The organism is Terriglobales bacterium, assembly GCA_035567895.1.
In the GTDB taxonomy this organism is placed as follows: domain Bacteria; phylum Acidobacteriota; class Terriglobia; order Terriglobales; family Acidobacteriaceae; genus Gp1-AA112.
The window spans coordinates 91,316-104,529 of the sequence record DATMPC010000034.1; the positions used below are offsets into that span (position 1 = coordinate 91,316).

General features: G+C 57.2%; 9 protein-coding genes and 1 tRNA gene. 4 read left to right on the forward strand and 6 right to left on the reverse strand.

The genetic code is table 11. The annotated features are described in order from the left end of the window. The first annotated feature begins 5 nt into the window (after window positions 1–5). Window positions 6–1,706 (forward strand): dihydroxy-acid dehydratase, encoded by a 1,701-nt coding sequence (locus tag VNX88_08310; GenBank protein ID HWY68655.1) that lies wholly within the window; start codon window positions 6–8, stop codon window positions 1,704–1,706. Window positions 1,707–1,781: 75 nt separating this feature from the next. On the opposite strand, the gene VNX88_08315 is transcribed toward VNX88_08310, so the two are convergent. Both VNX88_08315 and VNX88_08320 read right to left on the reverse strand, forming a co-directional pair. Then, complete coding sequence (locus VNX88_08315; GenBank protein ID HWY68656.1) at window positions 1,782–3,491, reverse strand: IlvD/Edd family dehydratase; 1,710 nt, start codon at window positions 3,489–3,491, stop codon at window positions 1,782–1,784. A gap of 77 nt (window positions 3,492–3,568) precedes the next feature. Next, entirely contained in the window at window positions 3,569–4,615 is a 1,047-nt protein-coding gene (locus VNX88_08320; protein HWY68657.1) for a 2-dehydro-3-deoxygalactonokinase, read from the reverse strand. 161 nt (window positions 4,616–4,776) lie between these two features. Here VNX88_08320 and garD point away from each other — a divergent pair, with 161 nt between their 5' ends. Beyond that, a complete protein-coding gene (garD, locus tag VNX88_08325) occupies window positions 4,777–6,327 on the forward strand; it encodes a galactarate dehydratase (protein ID HWY68658.1) in 1,551 nt (516 codons plus the stop codon). Between the two features lie 27 nt (window positions 6,328–6,354). Here the strand turns inward: garD and VNX88_08330 are convergent, their stop codons facing one another. Together VNX88_08330 and VNX88_08335 are read right to left on the reverse strand one after the other, a co-directional pair. Further along, a complete protein-coding gene (locus VNX88_08330) occupies window positions 6,355–6,843 on the reverse strand; it encodes a hypothetical protein (protein HWY68659.1) in 489 nt (162 codons plus the stop codon). 111 nt (window positions 6,844–6,954) lie between these two features. Then, window positions 6,955–7,030: transfer RNA gene (locus tag VNX88_08335), tRNA-Ile, on the reverse strand. 301 nt (window positions 7,031–7,331) lie between these two features. Between VNX88_08335 and VNX88_08340 the strand changes: the two genes are divergently transcribed. Both VNX88_08340 and VNX88_08345 read left to right on the forward strand, forming a co-directional pair. Further along, window positions 7,332–9,125 (forward strand): 2-oxoacid:acceptor oxidoreductase subunit alpha, encoded by a 1,794-nt coding sequence (locus tag VNX88_08340; GenBank protein ID HWY68660.1) that lies wholly within the window; start codon window positions 7,332–7,334, stop codon window positions 9,123–9,125. 13 nt (window positions 9,126–9,138) lie between these two features. After that, window positions 9,139–10,035 (forward strand): 2-oxoacid:ferredoxin oxidoreductase subunit beta, encoded by an 897-nt coding sequence (locus tag VNX88_08345; protein ID HWY68661.1) that lies wholly within the window; start codon window positions 9,139–9,141, stop codon window positions 10,033–10,035. A 103-nt stretch (window positions 10,036–10,138) separates the two neighbouring features. Here VNX88_08345 and yidC read toward each other — a convergent pair whose 3' ends face one another. Then, complete coding sequence (gene yidC, locus VNX88_08350) at window positions 10,139–11,902, reverse strand: membrane protein insertase YidC (protein HWY68662.1); 1,764 nt, start codon at window positions 11,900–11,902, stop codon at window positions 10,139–10,141. A 300-nt stretch (window positions 11,903–12,202) separates the two neighbouring features. Continuing rightward, window positions 12,203–12,679: a ribonuclease P protein component gene (rnpA, locus tag VNX88_08355; GenBank protein HWY68663.1), complete on the reverse strand. Its 477-nt coding sequence runs from the start codon at window positions 12,677–12,679 to the stop codon at window positions 12,203–12,205. Window positions 12,680–13,214: the final 535 nt, after the last annotated feature.

Genomic DNA, 13,214 nt, shown 5'->3' on the forward strand with positions numbered 1-13,214 from the left:
TTTGCATGTCTAAACCAAAGGGCCTCGATAATGGCCTGACAAACTATGGTGATCGCGACTTCTCTCGCTATCTGCGGCGATCGTTTGCCCGCTCCATGGGTATCTCGCAGGAACTGTTAGGCAGGCCTGTCGTCGGCATCGCGGTTTCCGGCAGCGGGTTCAACAATTGCCACCGCACGATGGACGAGCTCACGGCGGCGGTTTCACGCGGAGTGCTCGCCGCAGGAGGTCTACCCGCAACGTTTCCAACCATCTCTCTAGGCGAAGTCTTCCTCAATCCCACGAGCATGATGTTTCGCAACCTGATGTCGATGGATGTGGAGGAAATGATTCGCGCGCAGCCGATGGACGCTGTTGTGCTCATCGGTGGATGCGACAAAACTGTTCCTGCGCAATTGATGGGTGCGGCATCTGCCGGCAAGCCGGCGATTCAGCTCGTGACCGGCCCGATGATGACGGGGCGATATCGCGGCGAGCGTTTGGGTGCCTGCACCGACTGCAGGCGTTTCTGGGCCAAGTATCGCGCTGGAGAAGTTACTGAAAAAGAAGTTTCGGAAGTGGAAGGCAATCTGGCAGTCACAGCCGGAACGTGTGCCGTAATGGGAACCGCGAGCTCGATGGCATGCCTGACGGAGGCTCTCGGAATGTCGCTACCGGGAATGGCAGCGATTCCGGCCGTGCACTCCGCGCGCATGGTGGCTGCGGAGCAAACAGGCAAAGCTGCAGTGCGACTGACACAACAGTCGATTACACCTGAACAAGTGATCACCGAGCGCTCTGTAGAAAACGCGTTGCGAGTCTTACTCGCTCTCGGTGGATCGACGAACGCCGTCATTCATCTCACCGCCATTGCCGGACGTTTGGGCATTCCTCTTTCGCTCGCGCGACTTAACGAGATCTCCGATGAGACTCCCGTGCTCGTTGACCTAAAACCCGTGGGTGAAGGTTACATGGAGGATTTTTATGCAGCAGGAGGAGTAGGCGCAGTATTACGGGAGCTGCGACCGCTGCTGCATCTCGATTGCATCGGAGTGGATGGTCGCCTGCTACGCGAACGTCTGGAGGATCCCGAGCCATGGATCGACAGAAAAGTCATTCACCGTTTTGCCGAGCCGATAGCTTCGACGGGAGGAATCGTAGCGCTCCAGGGAAGTCTTGCGCCCCAAGGCGCGATTCTAAAGCGCGCGGCTGCGACTCCAGCTCTGTTCGAAAGCGAAGGCCGTGCGGTGGTTTTTGAAAATCTCGACGACATGGCTCAGAGGATTGACGATCCGAATCTCGACGTCTTGCCCAATGACATTCTCGTGTTGAAGAATGCGGGCCCTATTGCGGCAGGCATGCCGGAAGCCGGCTACCTTCCCATTCCCGGAAAGCTCGCACGTGCTGGAGTCCAGGACATGATTCGCATCTCCGATGCGCGCATGAGCGGAACGGCCTACGGCACCATCGTTCTTCATATCGCTCCGGAAGCGGCAGCCGGCGGGCCGCTCGCGATTGTGCGCAACGGAGACCGAATCGCGTTGTCGGTGGCCAAGAAGAAGATCGATTTGCTCGTGCCCGAAGAGGAACAAAAGCGCAGGTTTGCATCGTGGGCGCCTCCGGCTCAGCCTGAGCGGGGGTATGCGGCTCTCTATTGGCGGAGTGTGTTGCAGGCTCCTGAAGGATGCGATTTCGATTTCTTGGTGAAGGGAAAAACGGCCCGGTAGATCCTAGAGTGACCAGGTGTTGCAAGCCGCATGGTAGAGACGCAGCATGCTGCGTCTCTACGAGGACGATGGCGTCTAGTGACTGTCTCGTGGCACACCAGCACCGCTTCCGCCGGGAAGAAAATCGAGATCGGCGCCACGATCGGCCTGCATCACGTGATCCAGGTAGAGCTTGTAGTACCCGCGTTCGAAAATCGGTTGCGGCGGCTTCCATGCGGCGCGGCGCCTTGAAAGTTCGGCTTCCGGAACATTTAACACTAGTTTTCGGGCATCGACGTCTAGTTCAATGACGTCACCGTTCTGCACCAGGGCCAGCGTTCCACCCGCGGCAGCCTCTGGTGAGACATGCAGCACGACGGTCCCAAAGGCGGTGCCGCTCATCCGTGCGTCGGAGATGCGGACCATGTCTGTGATTCCCTTCTTCAAGATCTTTGGCGGGAGTGGCATATTCCCAACCTCGGGCATTCCTGGATATCCACGCGGCCCACAATTCTTAAGCACGAGAACTGAGCGCTCGTCGACATCCAGTTCGGGAGTATCGATTCGAGCGTAGAAATCCTCGATGTTCTCGAAAACAATCGCGCGTCCAGTGTGCTTCATCAGTTCCGGAGTAGCTGCGGATGGTTTAAGAACAGCGCCGTTTGGACAAAGATTCCCATGCAGCACTGCGATACCGCTGTTGTCCCGAAATGGGCTTTGCGCGGAATGGATCACGTCCCGATCGAAGCACTCGGCGTCCGCCACGTTTTGTCCGATCGTCTTTCCGTTGACCGTAAGTGCGTCGTGATGGATCAGATCCCCAAGCTCGCGGATCAACGCTGGCAATCCGCCTGCGTAGTAGAAGTCCTCCATCAGGTACTTGCCCGCAGGCATCAGGTTCAAGAGACAAGGCACATTACGACCAAGCACATCCCAATCGTGCAGTGTAAGTGGAACGCCGATGCGGCCTGCGATGGCAAGCAAGTGAATGACTGAATTGGTCGAGCCGCCGATAGCGCCAACAACGCGAATCGCATTTTCGAATGCTTTGCGCGTGAGGATCTTTGACATGCGCAGATCCTCCTTCACCATCTCGACGATCCGGCGGCCGGCCGTATGAGCGAGCGTGTAGCGGCGCGAGTCCACCGCCGGAATGGCTGCGTTCGTGGGCAATCCCATGCCGAGCGCCTCCACAACGCAAGCCATCGTGGATGCGGTTCCCATCGTCATGCAGTGGCCGGCAGAGCGGCTCATGCAAGCCTCAGCAGCCATGAAGTCGCACATACTCATGGCGCCGCAGCGCACGTCCTCGCTGAATTTCCACACATCGGTGCCCGAGCCGATATCCCGACCGCGGAACTTCCCATTCAACATGGGGCCGCCCGAAAGCATGAGCGCCGGCAGATCGCAACTAGCGGCGCCCATCAGAAGTGCAGGCGTGGTCTTATCGCAGCCCGCGAGCAGGATGACTCCATCAATCGGATTCGCGCGAATCGACTCTTCTACGTCCATGCTCACGAGGTTGCGGAACAGCATGGTCGTGGGCCGCATGAGCGTCTCGCCCAGCGACATCACTGGAAACTCGAGTGGGAAGCCTCCGGCCTCGTAGACTCCACGCTTCACGTGGTCCGCGATCGTGCGGAAGTGTGCATTGCATGGCGTGAGCTCCGACCATGTGTTACAGATCCCAATCACCGGGCGTCCGTCGAACAGGTGATCGGGCAATCCCTGATTCTTCATCCAGCTTCGGTGGATAAAGCCATCGCGGTTACGCAAACCAAACCATGCCGCACTACGTAGCTTCATGATTGCAGGTCCTCCACAGAGACTTTTAAATCAAATGTTCGCGTGTACCAGCAGCAGCGGACGATCTGCTGAGCTGGTCATTCGCGTGTGCTCTTTTGCGAAGCGGATTCGAGCGAAGGCAAGGCTCCAACCAGGATTCGTCGAAGAGCCTCGAGCAGCGCCGTCTCAGCCTGCTTTTGGGTGATGATCGTTGCTGAAATCTGCTTTTCCGATAGCGCTGTCTGCCAAGCTTCTGAGATCGCCGAGTGTCCCACCAGAGCAACGCTGGTGTGGGGTCCAAGGGTACTGCGAGCTAGCAAAGCATCGAGGTCCGAGGCGATGAATGCGCCAACAACGAACGCGAGACGATCTTCCCGACTGCCCTGATTTGCCAGATCGAGCAGGCGGGCACAGAACAAAGAGCGCGCCAGACCTGACCCGCGCTGTTCCTTCATACCGGCTTCAACCCATTTCGATGACAATCTTTCAGGTTTCTCTCTTGAAAGAGAACCGGCGAGAACGGTGTGCAATTGCACCGCGTGAAGTAGTTCTCCAGAAAGCGACGTGACGCTCGACTGGATTCTTCCATCAGGGTCCAGTTGAATCGCTTTCCAGTGCGATCCTAGATTCAGCACGATCGCTGGTGGTTGAATCATTCCGAGCGCTGCCAAGCCCGCACACAGCGTCTCCTCGCCGCGCATCACATCGACGTCGTTGATCGAGTCGGTGGTCGCATTGGCAGGACCAGAGCGAACTCCAGGAACCAGAAGGAAGGGAAGGTCGGAGACGTCCGGGAAGTGATGCCACCGCGCGGCGGCCGTTAGTTCGTCGATTCCCCCAGAAGGCCGTATGTGTGGCACTTCTGTGAGGCCCAAATTGGAACCAATCATCCCGGCTGCCACAATGTATTGAGGACTAGAACATTCGCCGCTGCGCTGAGTTTCGTGACAAGCTTTTGTGATTAGCTCCCGTAATCCTTTGCGAATTGCCCCGCTGCCGTCGCGTGCAGAGTCGCGAATTCCAATCAACTCGTTTGCGCTTGCCACGATCCGGTCACCGCACATGAGCCACACGCGAGTGTTGGTTGTGCCCATGTCGACGTAGACGGCTCGAACGTTCTCCCGACCTCTCGCGACGCTCGTCACTCTTCCGATGCCTTTTATTGCAGGGACCCAGGGTCACTGCAATATACGTTAGTTTGAGCACTTGGGTGTTGATAGACGAAACGACGGCTTCCGCGACATGGTAAAGACGCAACATGCTGCGTCTCTACCATTCATGCTTGCGTTGTAACATGAGGCTCGCAATGAAGACCGAGAGGGCGGCGCCACCATACGTTCGTGTGCACAAGCGCGACAACGTTGCGATCGTTGTCGATCCTGACGGATTGCGCGCCGGAACGACGCCTCCCAACGGGCCGACACTGCAAGACTCCGTTCCTCAGGCACACAAGATAGCGCTCAGCGAAATAGCAAATGGCACACCGGTGATTCGGTACGGTCATACTATCGCCTTCGCGAAGCGCGCAATCGCGGCGGGATCATGGGTTCGGGAGGAGCTTCTTGAGGTTCCACCGCCTCCTGCGCTCGACCAATTGCCGCTCGCGACAGCAACTCCCGCTGCCCTACCGGCCCTGGCTGGCTACACCTTCGAAGGCTTTCGCAATGCCGATGGCAGCGTTGGAACGAAGAACATTCTCGGCATCACCACAACTGTGCAGTGTGTCGCGCCCACGGTAGACTATGCCGTTCGGCGGATCAAAAACGAGCTTCTTCCGCGATTCCCAAATGTGGACGATGCCGTCGCGATAACCCACACCTACGGTTGCGGAGTTGCTCTCGAAGCTCCGGGAGCGGAGATCCCGATTCGCACGCTGCGGCACATCGGTTCTCATTCCAATCTGGGCGCGGCTCCGCTGGTCGTGAGCCTGGGGTGCGAGAAGCTCCAGCCTGATCGCCTGTTTCCGAGTCACAATCCAACACGCCTTCCCGTTCTCGAAAGCGATCCCCTCGTAATCCGCATGCAGGACGAGCGCGGGTTTGCGGAAGTGGTAGCTGCGATTCTGCGCGCCGCGGAAAAGCGGCTGGACCAACTAAACCGCCGTCGGCGCGAGACTGTACCGGCATCGGAGCTGGTTGTAGGACTGCAATGCGGAGGTAGCGACGCATTCTCAGGAGTAACCTGCAATCCGGCAGTCGGATTTGCGGCCGATCTACTTGTGCGCGCGGGAGCCACGGTTATGTTTTCTGAGGTCACTGAGGTGCGCGACGCTGTGCATCTGCTCACTCCGCGTGCCGCCAACGAGGAGGTGGCGCTCGATCTAATCCGCGAAATGCGCTGGTACGACGAGTATCTAGCTAGAGGCGCAACCGACCGCACTGCCAATCCCACTCCGGGAAACAAGCGCGGAGGCCTCGCCAACGTAGTTGAGAAAGCGCTAGGTTCCATTGCCAAAGCTGGGACGTCGGCTCTTGCAGCCGTTGCTACCCACGGAGAACGCGTTACTGGCAAAGGATTGGTCTTCGCCGCCACGCCTGCCAGCGACTTCATCTGTGGCACGCAGCAGCTGGCGTCGATGAACTTACACATATTCACCACCGGCGAGGGGAGCCCCTACGGCCTCGCCATGGTTCCGGTGATCAAAGTATCGTCTCGTACTGCACTGGCCGAACGGTGGCCCGACCTAATCGATATAGACGCTGGACGCATCGCTACCGGGACTGCAACCGTCGAGGATGTGGGATGGGAGATTTTCAGATTCATTCTGGACGTAGCAAGTGGCCGCAAACGCACCTGGGCTGACCACTGGGGACTCCACAACAGTTTGGCTCCGTTTAACCCCGGTCCAGTTACGTAACCCGCCGTAGAGATGCGGCGCGCTGCGTTATCGAACAGCTGAATACTTGCGAATGCTGAGAGCGATCGGCAATCCAACGCAGAACATGTGGATCACGATTCCAACGATCATCATCTTCAGGGAGAACGGAGATCTTCTGGCGGCCGAAAGCGGGATGACGACCCGCTGCATGAAAAAGTACACGGCAATCCCGTAGAGAAAGCCCGCTGTAACCGCTTGTTTCGTAAGAAATGACATGAAGCGGCTGGCCACGAAATATGTGGTGGCTGCCCCAAAGGCGATCACAAAGTGCAGGAATAACCCAAGCGCCGCCGTTGGCAGTCCGCCCTGCCGGGCACTCGGGCCCATCACTCCAGTAGCGATGCCCTGCAAAAGTGGAATCGGTTTTGCGCCGAAGTAGCCATAGACGACGGTGGCGGCGGTGATGTCGCACACTCCGCAGGCGAACCCTGCCCACAAGATGGCGCGAAGGGCGCTCGGTTTCCGTATTGCGATGGCGGTGCCAGATGCACTCATTGGTCCCTCTCACTTGAATCGCAATACTCTGAACGAGTCGAATGAGGAACATCAACAGCAAATTGCGTTAACGGAAATTCTGTGGGGACTAGTCGTTGTGATCGGAAAATCTGGTGGGCCCGGAGGGATTCGAACCCCCAACCAAGAGATTATGAGTCTCCTGCTCTAACCGTTGAGCTACAGGCCCGTGACTGGCAATATCAGTCTCGCATAAGCCAGATAACCAGACCATCCGCAAGTTACCAGGCCCGAGGGGAAGTTTTCACCACGGAGACACGGAGGCACGGAGAGACACAAGAATCAACCACAAAGGACTCGAAGGATCACGAAGGAAAAAAGGGTAGGTTTCTTCCTTCGTGTTCCTTCGTGTCCTTTGTGGTTTCACTCCGGTTGCAAGCCGAGGGCGGCCGCCCACAAAGCCAAGGGCGTCACAATCCGTGGCCATTTGGGTGTATGCTTGGGCCGCAAAAAACTGGGGAACCCCCACAATGACCCAAACCTTCGCCATCGGTATCGGAGGCGCTGCCGGTCAGGGTGTGGCTACGCCGGGCGACATCTTCGCGAAAATCTTCAGTCGTCGCGGTCTGCACCTGAACGCCTACAACGCCTATCAGTCCATTATTCGCGGCGGTCACACGTTTCTGACTATTCGCACAGGGCCCGACAAAGTCACCAACATTGGCGATCGGATTGACCTCCTGATTCCATTGAATCAGGACACCATGGATCGCCACCTGCGCCTGTTGAATGCGGGAGCCGCATGTATCTACAACAGTGACGCGATCAACCCAGGTCCAACGGCGGATGGTGTACAGCTCTGCCCGCTTCCCGTTTCGAAACTGGCGGATATCAGCCGCAACAAGGTTGCTCAGAACACGCTGGCCGTCGGCGCGGGACTGAGCATGATGGGCATCGGCTTCCAGGCGCTGGAGACGATGCTTATCGAGCAGTTCAAGAAAAAAGGCGATGCCGTGGTGGCGGAGAACGTCGCCCTCGCTCGCACCGGCTACGACTATGCCTCGCAGAACTTCAAACCGTTCGATCCGCCGCTGCCGATGACCGACCACCGCTATGCTGTGCCCAGCGGAAACATGGCGCTGGCGATGGGCGGCGTGGCGGCTGGAGTGAAGTTCTACTGCGCCTATCCGATGAGTCCATCCACTGGAGTTCTGCACTGGATGGCTTCGCATGCGCGCAAGGCGGGCGTCATGGTTCGTCAAGTCGAAGACGAGATTGGCGTCGTCAACATGGCCATCGGGGCTGCCCATGCAGGCGTTCGCGCCATGTGCGCAACCTCTGGCGGTGGATTTGCGCTGATGAGCGAGGGCCTCGGCATGTCGGCGATGATGGAGACTCCAGTCGTTGTGATCGACTGCCAACGCGCTGGACCATCGACGGGTGTACCAACAAAGACCGAACAAGGCGATCTCTGGCAAATGCTGGGCGCAGCCTTCGGCGACTATCCGCGGGTCATCGGCGGTCCGCTGGACATTGGAGACTGCTTCAAAATCATTCCTGAAATCTTCAACGTCGCCGACCGCTTCCAGTGTCCGGGGATCGTGCTCTGCGATCTCCTCCTCTCGGAGGGCAGGCTCAGCGTCGATCCGAAGGAACTGGACTTTAATCCGCCCATCGATCGCGGCGAGTTGATTACCAATGGCAACGGAGCCAATGGTTCGAATGGAACCAATGGGAACTACAAGCGTTACCAGATTACCGAGAGCGGGATTTCACCGCGTGCCATTCCGGGAGTGCCCGGTCACATCCACACGGCCGCAACTGACGAGCACGATGAAGACGGCGTGCTTATCAGCGACGAATTCACGAATCCCACCAAGCGCCGCGCCATGATGGAAAAGCGCATGCGGAAGCAGACCGGGATTGATGCTGCAGTTCCACCGCCACATCTGTTGGGTCCTCGCGAGGCCGAAGTCACCCTGATCGGATGGGGATCAACTTATGGCGTGATCGGAGAAGCCTGCGCAATGCTGAACGAGCAGGGGATCTCTGCCAATCAACTCCAGATTCGCTGGCTGGTGCCACTCCATGGCGATGCGATCGTTGACATCCTCAAAGATGCGCGTCGCACGATCATCGTGGAAAACAATTACAGCGGCCAATTCGCTCGCTATCTGCGCAGCGAGACCAGCTTTGTGCCCGATGGACATATCCGCAAGTACGATGGCGAACCATTCATGCCGCACCACATCGTAGAAGCGGTAAAAGAACAGCTTGCGGGCAAGAGCACACTTTCGGTGCCCGCGCACGAAATCATGGTTTAGAGGAGAAGAAACGATGGCGACCGCTACGCTAACGACCAAACCGCTAACGATGGCCGACATGAAAGGGAAGGTCGACCCGGATTGGTGTCCGGGATGCGGTGATTTTGGTGTGCTCGCCGCGCTGCAGAAAGCGCTGGTGGAGCTGCAGATCCCAACTCACAACATCGTGGCCATCAGCGGCATTGGCTGCTCTTCAAACCTGCCCGGCTACATCAACACTTACGGCATGCATACGCTGCATGGACGCTCACTGGCGGTGGCGACAGGCGTGAAGCAGGCGAACCATGAGCTCACCGTGATCGTGACCGGAGGCGATGGCGACGGCTTCGGCATCGGCGGCAATCACTTCGTCCACACGATGCGGCGCAACGTGGACTTGCTCTACATCGTGATGGACAACCAGATTTACGGTTTGACTACCGGCCAGACTTCTCCGACCAGCCGCCTGGGCATGAAAACCAAGAGCATGCCCTTCGGCAATATCGAGGCTCCCGTCAACCCGATCACGATGGCCCTCGCCGCCGGCGCGACGTTCATCGCCCGTGGCTTCAGCGGCGAACAAAAGCACCTCACCGAGTTGATCAAGCACGGCATCGAACACAAGGGCTTCTCGTTTATCGATGTCTTTAGCCCGTGCGTTACCTACAACCTCGACAATACTTATCAGTGGTTCCGTCCGCGGGTAAAGAAGCTCGAAGATGACGCAACCTACGACTCGACTGACTGGACAGCAGCGATGGAACGATCAACCTTGTGGGGAGAAGAAATCCCAATCGGGAAATTCTTCGAACGCACCGATCTTCCGGCGTTGCATGCAGCTGAGCCGGTTCTGAACGACGGTCCGCTGGTTCACCGCGATCTGCGATTGCCTGCTGAGGTGACGCGCGGGTTCATCGAGGAATTGATGTAGCGGCGTAGTCGGACTGAACCGGGGAAGAGCGAACACGAAGGTCACGAAGGCTAAACCCTGGAGGTCACGAAGCCGTTTTTGCTTATTGCCTATCGCTTATTGCTTATCGCTGCTTTTTCAACGCTCTCTTCTGCAAGTGTGCGCGCATCTCTTGCCCAAACTTTGTCTTGTTGAAAGCAAGTTGTTGCACGATGCCGATGATGTTGCCGGCTGCCCAGTACAGACTCAATCCTGCCGACAAGTTCCACGTGAAAACGCCCAGCAGCAGAGGCATGGTGAACTGCATCATCTTTTGCTGTGCAGGATCCATGCCGGCCTGTGGAGTGATTTGCTGCATGAGGAACATCGACACGATGAAGAAGATCGTGAGCACATGCGAGGGGCTGGAGAGATCGTGCAACCACAGCCACCCCGCCTGACGCAGTTCGATGGCACTGCTCAGCATGGTGTAGAAGGCCCACAGAAAGGGCAATTGCAGGAGATTGGGTAAGCACCCGCCAAGCGGGTTCACACCTTCGCGCTTGTAGAGTGCCTGCAACTCGCGGTTCTTCTCGGCCTGGCGTGGATCCGTGAGTTTGTAGCGCTTGTACTTGTCATTGATCGCAGTCACTTGAGGTTGCAGCTTCTGCATCCGCATTGCTGACTTGATGGTCGAGATGCGCAGCGGCAGCAAGGCAACGTTAATGACCAGGGTCAAAATCAGGATCGCCCAGCCATAATTTCCGGTCCAATGTTCGTAAGTCCATCGCAGCCAGAGGAACAGTGGCTTAGCGAAGAATGAGAAATAGCCAAAGTCCAGCAGCTTTTCCAAGGAAGGACCATTGGGCTGCGGCGAGATGCTGGCTGGAGTCGAATAAGCACGGATGTTGGAGATCACATCCAACGCTTTCGGTCCAACGAATATCCGTTCGCTCGTCGGTCCCCCGGGCGTCCCTACTGCAATGCCCAAAACAGGAACACGCTCCTGGTCGTTAGGATCGGGCTTATCGGGATTTTTAGGGATGCGAATCTCGTTATGGAGTGTTACCGCGGCCACGTGATCCGGATCGTCAGGAAGAAAGGTTGCAGCGAAGTACTGATCCACGCCGGCGGCCCAATTGAAGGGGCCGTTGATGGTGGCGCCGCCGCTTACTTTCTTCAGCGCCATGCGTTCGACCTTGTCCTCGCGATCGATATCGATGCGCGCAGCGGCGTATGAAGCTGGATTCGTAGCGTCGCCGAATCCCGATGGCCATGCCGGGTAAGCAGTGACATACGAACCCTTCTGGGCGACCGAGGTCTCGACCCGAACTTCGTAGCTGTGGCTGAACGTGAGTTTCTTTTTGACGGAGATGTCACCGTCGGAGTACTCGAAGGTAAGGGTCTTGCTGTCACCTGAATTGTCTTCGGTCGCTACGTACAGGACTTCATTCAACTTTTTGCGCAGCGACTCGTCATAGGCAAACAGCGAGAGCGGATATCCATACTGTGGAGGGGCGACCGGATTCACCAGTTCCTGCGGCTGTCCCTGATCGTTCTTGTATTTCTTCAGAACCCAGGACTTCGCGAGTCCACCGCGATTGCTGAAGGTGATGCGATAAAGATCGTTCTCGACAACTGTCGGAGTCTCGGCGGCAGCTTGTTTTGTTGTAGCTGCACTTGCCGGTGGTCTGACCGATGCGATTGAGGTCGGCTCCGGCCCTGCAGGCGCGGCATTCTGCTGCGCAGATCTTTGGATTTCTTCCTGGCGTTGCGGGGGAGCCGGTGGCTTGTAGTACTTCGAAATGACCTGTTGAGTAATAAAGATAACGACGAAGGTGAGAGCAAAAGTGAGTAGCAGCCGTCGCTCTGAGCCTGGCTCTTGATTGGGTGTTTGGAAATCGTTCAACGTAACCTGCCAAAATTTTGCATAGTTCTAAGGTCGAAGCTGCTCGTGATGTGAAACGTGTGGCACCGGATCGTATCCGCTGGCTCCGAAGGGATGACAGCGCAGAACTCTGCGAATCGCAAGCATTCCCCCGCGCCACCAGCCATGTTCAGCCACAGCCTGGGCCCCATACTCTGAGCAGCTCGGACTGAAGCGACACGAATTGCCAAACAGAGGCGAGATCCAAAGCTTGTACCAGCGAAGCAGAGCTTCCACTGAGCTTTGACGATTCGCAATCTCCGTGAAGGCGGTTATCACTTGTTAATGCTTTCTCGCGGCCAGACGCCCGGGATTGGCCGACCGCTGCTGTTGAGAAGGCCGACTGTTCTTATCCGTGCCTGATGCTGCCTTTTGTTCAATCACGTCAAAAGCGCGAGCGACCTCGGCACAGAGCTGTTGAAAATCGATCTCCAACACAACCTTCTTTGGATTAATCACAATATCCAGAGGACGCGTGAGTCGTCCAAGATTCTGAGTGATCGCAGCTCGCACTCTACGCTTAATACGATTGCGGATGACAGATTTTCCCATCGCGCGACCCACCGTAATTCCGATCCTCGGCTCCCGGGTACTCCCTGAATTCGTTCCAGCATCTTCTAGCGCCTCAGAACCTACAGACTCTCCGGGACGTAACAGATAAAAAGCGGTCAGGGCCTGCGAAAAATGACGTTGCCCGCACCGGTACACCACTTCAAACTCGGCGTGTTTTCTTAATCGATGCTCACGGGGAATCGACATCGGGCTTACATCCTCCGTAGAGCCTCGCCCAGTTCGCCTTCATAATCGTTTTTGGAGGATGTTGAGAGGGGAGGCGCGGTCAGAACGCGCCGCTTACTCGCGGAACCCGGGCTTCACGGAAACCCGCTTACGCCCTTTCGCACGGCGTCGGGACAACACCGCCTGGCCGGACTTGGTCTTCATACGGGTCCGGAACCCGTGCGTCTTACTCCGCCTCCGGCGGTTGGGCTGAAATGTGCGCTTCGGCATCGAGCAATGCACTCCTAGCTAAAAATATTTGCAGTGAGCAAACCTTAAGTATATCGGAGCAGTGCGGTTGCGGCAATTTTGCGGGCGGACTCGACAACGGGTCAGTTTGGCGATTACCTACTACGCGAAATGCAAGCAACTTCTTAAAACTGTCATCCCTTCTATAACCACGACGGCTCTGTCAAGGACGAAATAGGCAACACGAGTCCGCTGGCGTGGGCGATGAACGTTGTTTGCCCCGGCCTTTCCCTTATTAGGAGGGGGTTGGTTTTGGTGTTGCCTTTGC

Excerpts from the sequence above, each read along its gene's own strand:
- VNX88_08330 (HWY68659.1), bottom strand. The coding sequence starts at position 6,843 with ATGAGTGCATCTGGCACCGCCATCGCAATACGGAAACCGAGCGCCCTT.
- VNX88_08345 (HWY68661.1), top strand. The coding sequence starts at position 9,139 with ATGGCGACCGCTACGCTAACGACCAAACCGCTAACGATGGCCGACATG.
- VNX88_08310 (HWY68655.1), top strand. The coding sequence starts at position 6 with ATGTCTAAACCAAAGGGCCTCGATAATGGCCTGACAAACTATGGTGAT.
- rnpA (HWY68663.1), bottom strand. The coding sequence starts at position 12,679 with ATGTCGATTCCCCGTGAGCATCGATTAAGAAAACACGCCGAGTTTGAA.
- garD (HWY68658.1), top strand. The coding sequence starts at position 4,777 with ATGAAGACCGAGAGGGCGGCGCCACCATACGTTCGTGTGCACAAGCGC.
- VNX88_08315 (HWY68656.1), bottom strand. The coding sequence starts at position 3,491 with ATGAAGCTACGTAGTGCGGCATGGTTTGGTTTGCGTAACCGCGATGGC.
- VNX88_08340 (HWY68660.1), top strand. The coding sequence starts at position 7,332 with ATGACCCAAACCTTCGCCATCGGTATCGGAGGCGCTGCCGGTCAGGGT.